This is a genomic window from Streptomyces globisporus, assembly GCF_003501885.1.
Lineage (GTDB): Bacteria > Actinomycetota > Actinomycetes > Streptomycetales > Streptomycetaceae > Streptomyces > Streptomyces globisporus_D.
The window spans coordinates 1-14,279 of record NZ_QWFA01000161.1 but is presented as its reverse complement, the minus strand read 5'-3'; the positions used below and the strand labels follow the sequence as shown (position 1 = coordinate 14,279).

The window sequence follows — 14,279 nt, the reverse complement described above, 5'->3', positions numbered from 1 at the left end:
GGTCGGGGCGGGCGCCGGGGCGGGCGTCACCGGATCGCGGTGTGTCCCGGGCGCGGGCAGCCGGGCCGGGTCCAGCTTGCCGTTCGCGGTGAGGGGGAGGGCCGGCAGCACGGTCACCGTCGCGGGCACCATGTGCGGCGGCAGCAGCCGGGCCGCCCGCTCCCGTACGGGGCCGGGGTCCTCGCCCGCCCCCGGGGCCGGAACCACGTACGCGTCGATCCGCACGGCCGCCGCGTCCCCGGCGTCTCCGCCGGTCACGGTGACCGCCGCCGCCGACACCGCCGGGTCCTCCAGCAGCACGTGCCGGATCTCGCCCGGCTCGATCCGGAAGCCCCGCACCTTCACCTGGTCGTCGATCCGGCCCAGGTGTTCCACCGTTCCGTCGGGCAGCAGCCGCCCCAGGTCCCCGCTGCGGTAGAGCCGCCGCCCCGCCGGGTCCAGGGGGTCCGGGACGAAGCGTTCGGCGGTCAGGGCGGGCCGGTTCAGATAGCCGAGCGCCACGCCCGCCCCGCCCACCACGATCTCCCCGGGCGCACCCGGCGGCACCGGCCGCCCGTGCGCGTCCAGCACCCGGACCGACCAGCCGGGCAGGGGCCGCCCCACGGACCGGGAACCGGCGAGCGCGTCCCGCCGGGTCACCGTGGCCGCCGTGACATGGACGGTGGTCTCGGTGATCCCGTACATGTTGACCAGCCGGCAGCGGTCCTCCGGGTGCCGGTCGAACCAGTCCAGCAGCGGCCGGGCGTCCAGCGGTTCGCCGCCCAGCACCACCAGCCGGATGCCCGCCGGGTCGGGCGCGGCCCGGTCGGCCGCCGCGAGCTGGGTGAACGCGGAGGGGGTCTGGCTCAGCACGCTCACCCGCTCCCGGACCAGCAGCGCGTGGAAGTCCTCCGGGGAGCGGGTGGTCCAGTGGTCCACGACGACCAGCCGCCCGCCCGTCAGCAGCGCGCCCCAGATCTCCCACACCGAGAAGTCGAACGCCGCCGAGTGGAAACACGTCCAGGTGTCGTCGGGGGAGAGCCCGAAGTCCTCGCGGACGGCACCCACCAGGGCCGTGACGTTGGCGTGCGGGACGAGGACCCCCTTGGGGCGGCCGGTCGAGCCCGAGGTGTGGATGACGTACGCGGGTGAGCCCGGCTCTCCGCGCGGTGCGGCGGGCCGGGGCGGGTGGCCGGTGAGGGTGGCCGGGTCCTCGACCGTGAGCCGGACCCCGGCGTCCCGCGCGGTGCGCTCCCGCCGGTCCGCCGGATGCTCCGGATCCAGCGGTACGTGGACGGCGTCCGCCTTCAGCACGGCGAGCATCGCCGCCACCAGGTTCGTCGAGCGGGGCAGGCAGAGCCCGACGAGATCACCGGGGCGGACCCCGTGGGCGTACAGACCGTCGGCCAACGCCTCGGCACGGGCGTCGAGTTCGGCGTACGAGAGCGTGACGGGCCCGGCGGTGAGGGCGGGAGCGTCGGGGCGGGAGGCGACCTGCGCGGCGAAGGCTATGTCGATGCGGAGGGGGGAGGCCAGGGGCGCGGGTCGGGCTCCGAGGGCCGGTTGCTCCGCCGACTCCGCCTCGCTCAGCGGATTCAGCCGAGACAGCGGTGTGTTGGGCCGGCTGGTGAGCAACTGCTGTCGAACGCGCTCCACTTGGTGGGCCGGTACGGGAAGACCCCCCGGCCCGGTCGGCAGGACGGCGGGACCATCGCTCGCCATCAACTCCAGCGCGGGCGGCTCCGCCCCGTCGGCCAGGGTGACCGGTTCGGTGGCCAGCAGCTCCGCGACCGTACGGCCGGGCGACAGGTCCGCCGCGAACACCGCGTACCCGTCGAGCGCCCCCAGCGCGTACGGCGGCCGGTCCCGGGCCGGTACGGGGACGGCGACGCCCACTGCGGTCGCCCCCTCGTACCGCCCGACGGTGAGCGCGAGCGCCGAGGTCAGGCGGCGGGTCTCCTCGTCGAGGCGCAGATCGAGCGGGCGCGGCCCGGCGAACGGCGTCACCGCATCCGGGGCCAAGTCGCCCCGCAGCACCCGGGCGACGATCCGCAACGACCGCGCGTCCAGGGCGGATCCGTCGGCCGTCAGGACGAGGTCGGGACCCGCAGCCGCCCCTTCCCTCCGCTCGTCCGCGTACCGCAGCAGCACCGCGCGCAGCCGGTGGCCGGAGGCGACGGGGCGGCTCGCCTCGGCCGCGCGCCGCCGGGCCGCCGCGTCGGATGCGGCCGGGGCGGGCACAGGCTCCGTCCACACCCGGGGTGGGCGGTCCCCGGGCCACCACAGCTCGGCCGCCACCGTGAGCGCGGCGGCGAGCGCGGCGTCGCTGGTGGCCGGTGACAGGCGGACCGTCAGGCTGTGCTGGGCAGGCGGCACGTACGCAACTCCTCGAAGACGCAAGGGATATCGGAGATCGGGGGTCAGCGGGCGGTGAAGCCGCCGTCCACGGTGACCACGCTGCCGGTCACCTGCCGGGACGCGTCCGTGGCCAGCCAGAGCACCGCGTCCGCCACATCACCCGGTTCCACGAGTGCGTTCATCGGCTGGTCCCGGACGAAGGTCTCCTCGTGCTCCGCCACCGGCACCTCCAGCGAGCGGGCGATCTCCGCCAGCATCCGGCCCTCCATCGCCTCGTCGTCCCGCACCGAGCCCGGGCAGACCGCGTTGACCCGGACCTTGCGGGGCGCGTAGTCCAGAGCCACCGCTTTCGTCAGGCCCACCAGACCGTGCTTCGCCGCGACGTACCCCGCGAAGTGCCGGTAGCCCACCAGCCCCGCCGTCGAGGCGACGTTGACGATCGAACCGGACCCCTGGGCGACCATCCGGGCCCCCACCGCACGGATCGCCCGCCACGCGCCGCCCAGATCCACATCGATCATCAACTGCCATTCGGCCTCGGTGATCTCGTGCGCCGGGCGGCCCGAAGGGGCGGCGATACCCGCGTTGTTGACCAGTACGTCGATCCGCCCGAACCGCTCCTCGGCCGCGTCCGCCGCCGCCTCCAGCGCCGCCAGGTCCCGGACGTCGGCCTGCCGGGTCAGCACGGCGGAGCCCTCCTCGCGGCAGAGCTCGGCGGTGTGCGCGAGCTGCGAGGCCGAGCCGAGCGGATACGGCACCCCGGGCAGCTCGCCCGCCACGTCCAGCAGCATCAGGTCGGCGCCCTCACGGGCGAACGCCAGGGCGCAGGCCCGGCCGAGACCGCGCGCAGCCCCCGTGATCACCGCCGCCCGCCCGGCCAGCCGCTCCGTACCGGAGCCGCTGCTCACCGGTCCCGTGCCCGTACCGTCGCCGGTCACCGGCCCCTCGCCGCGCGTGCCTCGGCGGCCACCAGCTCCAGCAGCTCGTCCGGCCGCTCGGCCAGATACATGTGCCCGCCGGCCGGCTCGGCCACCGTGAGCTTCCCCGTCGTCGCCCGGCCCCACTCGGCCGCCTCCGCCGCCCCCACGAGGGTGTCCTCCCGGCCCCGGACCGAGATGACGGGAACGCTCAACGGGCGGTCCGTGGACGGCACATACGTCTCGTGGAGCCGGACGTCCGCCCGCAGCGCCGGCAGCAGCAGCTCCCGCATCTCCGGGTCCGCCAGCGCCGGGTGGTCGTACCCGGCGAACACCCGGACCCGGGCGGCGAACTCCTCGTCCGGCAGCCCGTCCGCCCGGTCCGTGCGCGGCGTCCAGGGGCCGGGCGCACCGCTCACGACGAGCGCGGCCAGGCGGACCGGCCCGCCCGCCCGCTCGATCCGGTGCGCCAGCTCGTACGCGAGCACCGCGCCCATGCTGTGCCCGAACAGCACGACCGGGCTGCCGCCCCCGTCCGCCCCGCCGAGCGCCGCCGTCACCTGTGCGTACGCGTCGTCGACGGCCGGGGCCGCCGCGTCGTACGCGGGCTCGGGGAACCGCTTCTCGCGGCCCGGCAGGGAGACCGGGAGGATCCGCAGCCCCTCCGGCGCCCGCTTCTGCCAGGGCGTGAAGAAGGAGGGGCCCGCCCCGGCGAAGGGCAGGCAGATGAGGACGGTGTCTGCGTCGGCCACGATCGTTCCTGTTCTCTTTCTCTTCTACCGGTCCACCGGAGTTCGGTCAGTCCCCGACCATGATCGTCGCGAGGATCGCGGCGAGGTAGCCCGGGTCGCTGACCCCGCACAGCTCGCGGGCCGAGTGCATCGAGAGGCCCGGCACCCCGACGTCCACCGTGGTGACGCCGAGCCGGGCCGCCGTGAGCGGGCCGATCGACGTGCCGCAGGGCATCGCGTTGTTGGAGACGAACGGCTGCCAGGGTGCCCCGACCCGCTCGGCCGCCGCCGTGAACATCGCGATGCCGGTGGAGTCGGTGGCGTACCGCTGGTTGACGTTCACCTTGATGGTGGGGCCGCCGTTGGGCAGCGGGCAGTGGTCGGGGTCGTGCCGCTCGGAGTAGTTCGGGTGCACCGCGTGCGCCATGTCGGCGGAGACGCAGAACGCGCCCGCCAGCGCCCGCGACCAGTCCTCGTCGCCGCCGCCGCGGGCGGACACGGAACGGGACAGGATCCGCTCCAGCAGCGGGCTCTGCGCGCCCGTCTCCGAACCGCTGCCGACCTCCTCGTGGTCGAAGGCGGCGAGCACGGGGATGAACGCGGGCTGCGTGCTCCCCGTCGCCGCGTCCACCAGCGCGGTCACCCCGGCGTGCACCGAGACCTGGTTGTCCAGGCGCGACGCCACCACGAACTCCCTGTCCACGCCCAGGTACCCGGGCGGCTGGATGTCGTGCAGCATCAGGTCCCAGCCCAGGACGTCCGCCGGGTCCTCGCCGGCGTCCGCCGCGACCCGGCGCACCAGTTCGCCCTCCCGCGGGTCGCCCAGCGCCCAGATCGGCGCGATGTGCCGCTGCCGGTCCAGCGCCACGCCCTCGTTCACCGAACGGTCCAGGTGGATCGCCAACTGAGGTACCCGCAGCAGGGGTTCGTCGATCTGGACGAGTCGGCTGCGCGGTACGCCGTCGGGGCCGCGCAGCGCGAGCCGGCCGGAGATGCCGAGGTCCCGGTCGAGCCAGGTGTTCAGCGGCACCCCGCCGTAGATCTCCACCCCGATCTGCCGCCACCCCGCAGTCCCGGTGTCCGGTGCGGGTTTGATCCTCAGGTTCGGGGAATCGGTGTGGGTGCCGACGATCCGGAACGGGGTGTGGGCGGGCGCGTCCTCGGGGACGTACCAGGCGATCAGCGCACCGGCGCGGCTGACGAACAGGCCGCCGGTCGCCCCGGTCCAGTCGTCGGTGCCGCGCAGTTCACGGAACCCGGCCTTCTCCAGACGCTGGGCCGCACTGGCAACCACGTGGTACGGGGACGGGCTGGCAGCGATGAAGGAGAGCAGGTCGTCGGTGTGGCTGCGGTGGGGGGCCGGAGTCATACGGCGTCCGCCTTTCCGGTGTTCGGCAATGACTGGGAGGGTGACGGTCCGCCGGGCTGGTCGGGCCCGGCGCTCGCACCCCCGGCGGCGCCCCCGGAGCCTTGGCCCGAGGACCCCTGCGAGGGGTGCTCCCCGAGGAGTTCCCGGACCGGCCGGTCGGGCCGGGCGCAGAACTCCGCGAGCAGGTCGGTGTATGACGCGAGAAGGTCGTGGGCGGTCGTGTGGTCCCACAGGTCGGTGGAGAATTCCAGGAACGTTCGATAACCCTTCGCGGCGTCCCGGCGCGGCGCAAGCCCGAAGCACAGCTCGCTGCGGGAAAGCGGCGGTGCCAGATCGGCCACCTCGACCCGCAGCCCGGGGATCTCGATGTCCGTGTCGACGGAGTTCTGGAAGGCCAGGACATGCGGCACCCGGTCCGGGACGCTGACAGCGCCCGCGTCCCGCATCGCCTGCATGATGCGGGCCGTGGGCAGCACATGCGCCATGGCGCCGAGCGCACCCGCCCCCGTACGCACCGCGAGCTCCGCGCACGTCTCCTCAAGATTGGCTGAATCCAGTCGTACGCGGACCATCACCGCTGTGGACGTCATCGCCACGAGCGACTCCGAAGCGGTGCCCTCGCGGTTGGCGTACGGGACGCTCAGCAAGGTGTCCTCCTCGCCCGACAGCCGGGTCAGGAACACCCCGAGCGCGGCGGCGGCGACGGCGAACGGGGTGGTGTGCCGGTCGGCCGCGAGCTTCTCCACCGCCGCCCGCACCTCGCCGGACGCGACCCCGCGCACCGTGTCCCCGTGCCCGCTCAGCTTCTGCGGACGCGGCCGGTCCGTCGGTACGGGGACGGTGGACGGCACCCCGTCCAGATAGGCGGCACAGAACGCGGCCCGCTCCTCCTCGGCCCCGGGATCGTGGTGCTCCCGCTGCCACCGGGCGTACCCGGGCGCCTGCATCGCCGGATCGGGCAGTCCGTGCGGGACGCCCGAGGCGGCCGCCGTGTACAGCGCGGCGATCTCCGCGAGCAGCAGGGACAGCGACCAGCCGTCGGCGCACACGTGGTGCAGGACGAACATCAGCTGCCAGCGGTCCTCCTCGACCCGCAGCAGCCGCAGCCGGGGCAGCAGGGCCTGCCCCAGCTCGAAGGGGGCCGCCGCGTCCGCCCGGCACAGGGCGTCCGCCCGGGACCGCCGCTCACCGGCGGGCAGCGCCGTCAGATCCTCCACCGGCAACGCCACCGGCCCCGCCGCCACGACCTCCTGCCACCAGGGCCCGTCCGGCGCGGCCTCCTGGACGAACCGGGTGCGCAGCGCGTCGTGCCGGGCGATCACCTCGGCCACGGCGGACCGCAGGGCCTCCGGATCCAGCGCCCCGGTGAACGTGATCCGCGTGGGGACGTTCCACACGGCGGGGTCGGGCATGGCGTGGTGCCCGGCGATCATGCGGGCCTGCTGGTCGCTGACGGGGGCGCGGTCGACGACGGCGGTGTCCTCGACGGGGCTGTCGTCGGGCACCAGCTGCGTGGTCATGGCCCGCAGGGTGGCCTCGGCGAAGAAGTCCACCAGTGGGTAGTCGACGCCGAGGGTGTCCCGTACCCGGTTCACCAGGCGGATCGCGGCGATCGAATTGCCGCCCAGGTCGAAGAAGTTGCTGTCGTCGGGGAAGCCGCGCGCATCGAGGACGGACTCCCAGATCTCGCGGAGGCGGGCCGCGGTGTCGGGGGACGGCTCCTCGTGCAGGGCGGCCGCCTCGTACGGTGAGTGCTTCTCGCGCGGTACGGACTCCTCGCGCGGCGCGGCTGTCACCGTTTCCAACTGTTCGTCCAGCTCGGCCAGATACCCCTCCGCCGTCGCCGCGTCGAACAGGTCCGCGTCGTACCGCAGCCGCAGCCGCAGGCTCCCGTCCGGGGTGCGGGTGGCCATCAGCGCCAGCTCCAGCGGCGCCGACTCCGTCCCGGCCGCCACCGCCTCCGCCCGAAGCCCGGGCAGTTCGATTCCGGCCAGCGCCGAGCGGTCCAGGTCGACCGAAACCGTCACCAGCGGCCGCGGGTTCCCCGGGTCGGGGTGGACGGCGGCGACCAGCGCGTCCAGGTCCACCCCGCTGTGCTCCTCCGCCGCGAACAGCGCCCGGCCGGTGGCCCGTACGGCCTCCGGCAGCGGGGTGGCGTCCGTCGCGGAGAGGGCCAGCGGCAGCAGGGCCACATGGAAGCCCACCGTGTCCGCCGTCGAAGGCCGCCGCCGCCCGAACGTCGTGCCCAGCAGGAACGCGTCCTGCCCCGACCGCCGGCGCAGCACCAGCTGCCAGGCCGTGCACAAGGTGGCGAACAGGGTCACGCCCTGCTGCCCGCTCCACTCCCCCAGCCGGTCCGCCCGGTCCCTGCCCACGGTCCGGGCCACCGCCGCGCCGCGCCCCGCCACCCGGCGCCCGCGCGGCCGGTCCGTCGGCAGGGCCAGCACCGAGGGCTTCTCGCCCAGCAGCCCGCGCCACCAGGCGAGGTCGGCCGGGTCGTGCGCCTGCTCGGGGGCCCCGACGGTCGTCCCGGCGGGCCGTGCGAAGACCGGCGGGCGTCCGGCGCGGGCCGCCGCGTACAGCTCGCGGAGGTCCCCGGCGATCAGCGCGGCCGAATGCGCGTCCGTGATGATGTGGTGCATCCCGAGGACCAGGACGTGGTCGTCCTCGGCCAGCCGGAGCAGGCGGGGCGTGAACAGCGGCCCCCCGGCCAGGTCGTAGGCGCGGTGGCTCTCCTCGGAGAGCAGCGCCTCGATCACCCCGTCCGGGTCCTGCCCCCCGGCGTCGGACACCGCCAACGGGATGCGGAGCCCGTCACGGACGACCTGGACGACGCCCGCCTCGTCCTCGCCCCGGAACCCCGTCCGCAGCCCCGGGTGCCGCTCGACAAGACCGTCGACCGCCGCCCGCAGCGCCGGCACGTCCAGCGGGCCGCGCAGCCGTACGGCCTGGGTCTCGTTGTACGCCGCCGGGTTCTCCAGCAACTGCGCGGCCAGCCACAGCCGCCGCTGGGCGGAGGTGGCGGGCGCGACGGTCTCCCGTACGGCGTGGTTCGCGCCCCCCGCCGCTGTCCGCTCCCGCGTCCGGCGGCGCAGCACGTCCAGCCGATCGAGCCCCGACCGCAGCCGCTGCCGGTCCATCCCGAAGTCGACCAGCGCGGCGATCTCGTCCACCCCGGCCCCGTGCAGCGCTGCCACGAACGGGGCGACGCTGTCCGGCGTACCGATCAGGGCCCGCTGGTCGCAGTAGCGGTCGTAGGCCCGGCGGAACAGATAGTCCAGATCCTCCTCGCTCGCCGCCGCCACGTCCTCGCGCCGCTGCCCGGCCGCCGTCGCCGCCGAGCGCATCAGCAGCGAGGACCGCAGGTAGCGCACCATCGGCTCCAGCGCGTCCGCCCGGGCGGTGGCGTGGTCGTCGCCCAGATACGTGTGCACCAGCACCGTCACCCGCCCGGCGTCCGGGTCGAGCCCGCAGGCTGCCCGCGTACGCCGGTAGAGCGCGATGTTCGCCGCCAGCTCGTCCACGGTCTGGCTCATCAGATTGGTGACGACCCCGAGGCCGCGCCGGGCCGCCTCCTCGTACGAGGCCCGCTGCCCGGAGGTCGCCAGGAAGAACGGCGGCTCCTCCTGCACCGGACGCGGCCGGATCCGGATCTCCGCCTCCGCGCCCTCGCCCGTGTGCCGCCGCACCGCCTCCCCGCGCCACAGCCGCCGCACCTCGTCGAGGTGGTCGAAGGCGATCCGCCGCCGGTCCGCGAACCGGTCCGGATGCAGGGCGAAGTCCCGGGCGTGCCAGCCGGTGGCGCAGCCGATGCCGACCCGGCCGCCGGAGAGGTTGTCGACCACCGACCACTCCTCGGCGACCCGCACCGGATCGTGCAGCGGGAGGACCACCGAGCCCGCGTTGATCCGGACGCGCTCGGTCTCCCGGGCCACGGCGGAGGCGAGCACGGCGGGGTTCGGGAAGAGCCCGCCGAAGGAGTCGAAGTGCCGTTCGGGCAGCCAGACCGAGGAGAAGCCGTGCTCGTCGGCGAAGCGGACGGTCTCGAAGAGCGCGTCGTACGCCTCCGGAGCACCGGCCCCTCCGGCCCCGGCGGCCCCCTCCGTCTCCGGGTAGTCGCCGAAGAAGTAGACGCCGAAGTCAGGTGCGGGGCGCGGGGCGCCGACCCGCGTCACGGGCGCCGCCGGGCGAGGAGTCGACCGGGGAAAGAACCCGCCGTCACGCAGCTCGCGCAGCGACCCCTCCACGGCCTCCGCGACCCGGTTCACGTCCTCCTCCGTGTGGGCGGTGGAGAGGTAGAAGCTGCGCCACTCCCATACGTACACACCGCGCAGTTGGAGGTGGTGGTAGAGCAACTCCAGGTCGGCGCGGTGCCGGAACCGGAACATCGACCCGAAGTGGGCCAGCTCCAGAGGGAATTCCTCGTCGCGGAAGAAGGCGTTGAGCCGGTCGGCCAGAGCCTGCGTGCGGGCGTTCAGTCCGCTCTGCAACCCGGGTCCCTGCTCGGTGAGATGGGTGAGCACCGCACGGGCCGCCGCCATCGACAACGGGTGCTGCATGTACGTACCGCCGATGAACGTGGTCTCGCGCGCGGGGCCGCCGGGCTCCCCGTACCGCCAGAACCCGCCGTCCACCCCGTCGAGCAGATCCGCGCGCCCCGCGACCGCACCGATCGGGAAGCCGCCGCCGAGCGCCTTGCCGTACGTGGCGAGGTCCGGCACCACCCCGAAGTGCGCCTGCGCGCCGCGCTGGTGGGGCCGCAGCCCGGTCAGCATCTCGTCGAAGAGCAGCACGATGCCTCGGCGGGCGGTGAGTTCGCGCAGCGCCCGCACGAACTCCACCGGGCGCAGGCCGGGGTTGCGGCACTGCACGGGCTCGACGAGCACGGCCGCGATCGTGTCCCCGAGGGCGTCGATCGTCTCCAGGGACTCCTGCTCCCCGTACTCCAGCACGATCAGCTCCGCCACCGCACTGGCCGGGATGCCCCGGGAGACGGGGACCGCGTGCTGCCCGGGGCCCCCGGGGCGGCCGAGGACGGAGTCGATGTGCCCGTGGTACGAGCCCCGGAACATGACGACCTTGTCGCGCCCGGTCGCGGCCCGGGCCAGCCGGATCGCCGCCGAGTTCGCCTCCGTACCGGACGAGGCGAAGACGACCCGCTCCATGCCGGTCAGCGAGGCCAGCAGGGCCGCCGCCTGGCCGGTGTCGGGGGAGCGGGGGCCGAAGCGCAGCCCGTCGGCGAGGTGGCGGCGCACGGCCTCGGTGACCGGCTCCGCCTCGTGGCCGAGCAGCAGCGCGCCGAAGCCCATGGTGATGTCGGTGTACGCGTTGCCGTCGACGTCGACCAGCCGGGAGCCGTGCGCCGAGCGGGCCGCGACCGGGTACAGCATCTCCTTGGTGGCGTCCCGGAACCCCACGACGGCCCGGCTGTCGGCCAGCACCGAACGGTGCTGCTGGGCCAGCTCCTTGGAGGTGCGGGTGCGCTCGGTGAAACGCCGGATCAGCGAAGCGGTGTGGGCCCGCTGGGCCTCGTCGGCCCCCGCCCCGGCCATCCCGCCCGCCGCGTCCACGACGAGGCGGGGGCCGTGCGCGCGCTCCTCGGCGGGCCGAGGCTTCTCGATCTGCGCGCGGGCGGCCGTGAGCTGGGCCGTGAGTGTCCGCGACAGCTCCGCCGCCCGGGCCACAGCCTCGGCGGATCCGGATATCTCCGCGCTCATCGCGCGTCCGTCCCGTCGGTGCGGGCCGTCAGCAGGGCGATGGCGTCGGAGAGTTGGGTGAGCATCGCCGCCTGGGTCTCGGCCAGTTGGCGTATCTGCTCGGACAGGGCGGCGACCTCGGCCCGGGTGGCGTACACGGGCTCGTCGGCCACGGGTGCCGCCACCGCTGCGGTCTCGGGAGCAACCATGGCCGCCGGGGCAATCTTCCGCCCCGCTATCAGCGCCGCCGTCAGCCGGGGCGTGCCCGCCTCCTCCAGGACCTCCTGCATGCTGATCTCCGTGCCGAACTCGGCCTCCAACTGCCGCACCATCCCGATGAGCTGGAGCGAGTCGGCGCCGAGCCCGACGAACGTGCGGTCGGCGGAGACCTCGTCCGACCGGTGGCCGAGATGGCGCGCGGTCAGCTCCAGCACCCTGTCCAGTACGGCCTGTTCGGTCATGCGGTCCTCCGTGGAGCGTGGGGATGGGTGAACGTGGGGTGCGGGGCCCCGCCAGTGGGAGCGCCGCTGGAAGGGGTACGTGGGCAGCCGGACGCGCCGGCCGCCGCAGCCGTCGAGCAGCGGCGCCCAGTCCACCCCGGCCCCGGAGCAGTGCAGCGCGGCCACCGCCCGCTCCCAGTCCCGCGTCGGTACGCAGACCGCGCCCGGCAACGCCCGGCGGACCAGGCCCGTCAGCACGGCGGACGGGCCCAGCTCCAGCAGCAGGGGCGAGGTGCCCAACTCCGCCAGCACGGCGGCGAAGTCGGCCGTCCGGCGGGCCTGCGCGACCAGGTACGCGGCGTCCGGCCGCCACCCGGCGGGCCGGACCGTGCCGTCGATCCCGTCGACGAACTCCGTGCGCAGCGGGCGCGGTTCCGTCTTGTCGGCCAGGACGCGGAACTCCTCCAGCGCCGGATCGAGCAGCGCCGTGTGGAACGCCCGGTCCACGGCGAGCACTTCATGCGCCTCACCGCGCGCCGCCAGCAGCGCCCGTACCGCGTCCACCGCCTCCGGGGAGCCGCCCAGCACCTGGTGCGTGGCACCGTTGACCACGGCGAGCTCAAGGCCGGGGACGGCGGCCAGCAGCTCCCGCACCCGGGCCCGGGGGACGAACGCGGAGACCATCGCGCCCGGGGCGGACCGTTCCTGCATCAGCCGCCCGCGCCCGCACACCAGCCGCATCGCGTCCTCGGTGTCCAGCGCCCCGGCCACACAGAGCGCCGCGTACGCGCCGACGCTGTGCCCGGCGACCCGGGCGGGGGTGACCCCGAGCCGCTCCCACAGCCGGGCCTGGGCGAGCTGGAGGGCGAACAGGGCGGGCTGCGCGAACGCGGTGTCCCACCGTGCGGGGCCCTGCCCGCCGACGATCCGGTCCAGGAAGTCGTCCCGGCCGGACTCCTTCGCGTACACCCGGGCGCAGGACTCCAGCACCTCGGCCACCACCGGGAAGCGCGCGGCGAGTTCGGCGCCCATGCCCGGGTGGCCGCCGCCCTGCCCGCTGAACAGGAACACCGGTGCCGGATCCCGTACGCCGTCGGCGACCCCGGTCGTGAACGCCTCGCCCGCCGGGACCCCGGACAGGAACGCCTCCAGCCCGGCCACCGGGTCCGCCGCCGTGACCACCAGCCGGTGCGGCAGGAGCCGCCGCCCGAGCGCGGTCGTGGTCAGCAGATCGGCGGGGGACGGGCGAGCCCCGCCCGCCAGGTGGTCCCGCAGGGCGGTGGCGTACGCCCGCAGCGCGTCCCCGTCGGCGGCCGACAGCGGCAGCAGCGCGGGCACGGGGGCCGCCGTCGGTGCGGCGGAGGCGGGTACGGCCTCCGGCGCCTGTTCCAGGATCACGTGAGCGTTCGTACCGCCCATGCCGATGGAGTGCACACCGGCTCGCCGCACCCCCGCCAGCGGCCAGGCCCGCTCCCGTACCGGCAGCAGGAACGGGCTGTCGTCCACCGCCAGCGCCGGGTTGGGCCGGGCGAAGTTCACCAGCGGCGGGACGATCCCGTGCCGCAGCACCTCGACGGCCTTGATCAGCCCCGCAAGCCCCGCCGCACTGTCCAGATGGCCGATGGCCGGCTTCGTCGAGCCGAGCGCGCAGAACCCGGTCCGGTCCGTGTGCGCGCGGAACGCCTCGGTGAGGGCGGCGAACTCGATCGGGTCGCCCTTCGGCGTGCCCGTACCGTGCGCCTCCACATAGCCGATCGACGCCGCGTCCACGTCCGCCGCGCGCAGCGCCCCGAGCACCGCGTCCCGCTGCCCGGCGATCCCGGGAGCGGCGAAGCCCCGCTTGTCCGCGCCGTCGTTGGTGACCGCCGAGCCCAGGATCACCGCGTGCACGGTGTCGCCGTCGGCCAGCGCCCTCGCCAGCGGTTTCAGGAGGACGGCGGCGGCCCCGTTCCCGCCGACCGTGCCGTCCGCGTCCGCGTCGAACGCCCGGACCGTGCCGGTGGGGGAGAGCGTGGAGCCCTTCACCGGGACATGGCCGCTGACCTGCGGCAGATGCAGGGCAGCCGAGCCCACCAGCATCAGGTCCGCGTCCCCTGCGCGCAGCGCCTGGCAGGCCAGGTGCACCGAGACCAGGGCGCTGGAGCAGGCCGTGGACACGGTGAGCGCGGGCCCGGTAAGCCCGAGCCGGAAGGCGGCCCGGGTGGCCGTGAAGTCGGTGTAGTTGCCGACCTGGACCTGCTTGGCGGTCATCCAGTCGCCCGAGCCGGCCTCCGCGGCGAGGTGGTGGGCCAGATAGCTGTGCAGCGAGTACAGGCGGTAGCCGGAACTGCCGTACACCCCGATCCGTACGGAACCGCCGTCGTGGCCCGCGTAACGACTTCCGGAGCCCGCGTGCCCGCTTCCGCCGCCCGCGTACCCCCCGTCCTCCAGCGCGTGGAAGCAGCACTCCAGGAACAGCCGCTGCTGCGGATCGGTGAGCTCCGCCTCCCGCCCGCTCATCCCGAAGAACCCGGCGTCGAAACCGTCCACGTCCGCCAGGGGCGCGCTCGCCCCGCCGAACCCCGGCCGCTCGTACTCCGCCGCCGGGACCCCCGCCGCGGCGAACTCGGCCCGGGTGAAACGGCGTACGCGGCTCGCGCCCGCCCGGATGTCGCGCCAGTACGCCTCGGGGGTGTCAGCCCCGGGAAACCTCAGCGCCGTCCCGATCACCGCGATCCGGTCGTCCCTCAACGGCTTCTTCCTTTCGCAGCCCCGCCCGCCCCGCCCCGCCCGCACGCCCCATCGGGCCC

The 14,279-nt window shown here is 75.1% G+C and carries 6 protein-coding genes; all 6 read right to left on the bottom strand.

The window, feature by feature from the left end; translation table 11 throughout:
- A partial coding sequence (locus D3105_RS25370; RefSeq protein WP_118905342.1) for an amino acid adenylation domain-containing protein occupies positions 1 to 2,355 on the bottom strand: 2,355 nt, incomplete at its 3' end.
- A gap of 44 nt (positions 2,356 to 2,399) precedes the next feature.
- Complete coding sequence (locus tag D3105_RS25365) at positions 2,400 to 3,245, bottom strand: SDR family oxidoreductase (protein ID WP_412080960.1); 846 nt, start codon at positions 3,243 to 3,245, stop codon at positions 2,400 to 2,402.
- Positions 3,246 to 3,271: 26 nt separating this feature from the next.
- Complete coding sequence (locus tag D3105_RS25360; RefSeq protein ID WP_118905340.1) at positions 3,272 to 4,006, bottom strand: thioesterase II family protein; 735 nt, start codon at positions 4,004 to 4,006, stop codon at positions 3,272 to 3,274.
- A 46-nt stretch (positions 4,007 to 4,052) separates the two neighbouring features.
- Entirely contained in the window at positions 4,053 to 5,354 is a 1,302-nt protein-coding gene (locus D3105_RS25355) for a M18 family aminopeptidase (RefSeq protein ID WP_118905339.1), read from the bottom strand.
- Positions 5,351 to 11,071 (bottom strand): MupA/Atu3671 family FMN-dependent luciferase-like monooxygenase, encoded by a 5,721-nt coding sequence (locus D3105_RS25350; RefSeq protein ID WP_118905338.1) that lies wholly within the window; start codon positions 11,069 to 11,071, stop codon positions 5,351 to 5,353. Before D3105_RS25350 ends, D3105_RS25355 begins: the two co-directional genes overlap by 4 nt.
- Entirely contained in the window at positions 11,068 to 14,220 is a 3,153-nt protein-coding gene (locus tag D3105_RS25345; RefSeq protein WP_118905337.1) for a type I polyketide synthase, read from the bottom strand. The genes D3105_RS25350 and D3105_RS25345 overlap by 4 nt, the downstream gene beginning before the upstream one ends.
- Positions 14,221 to 14,279 lie beyond the last annotated feature (59 nt).

What these genes read in the sequence shown, in the direction of transcription:
- D3105_RS25355 (WP_118905339.1), bottom strand. Translation starts at nt 5,354, where the DNA reads ATGACTCCGGCCCCCCACCGCAGCCACACCGACGACCTGCTCTCCTTC.
- D3105_RS25350 (WP_118905338.1), bottom strand. Translation starts at nt 11,071, where the DNA reads ATGAGCGCGGAGATATCCGGATCCGCCGAGGCTGTGGCCCGGGCGGCG.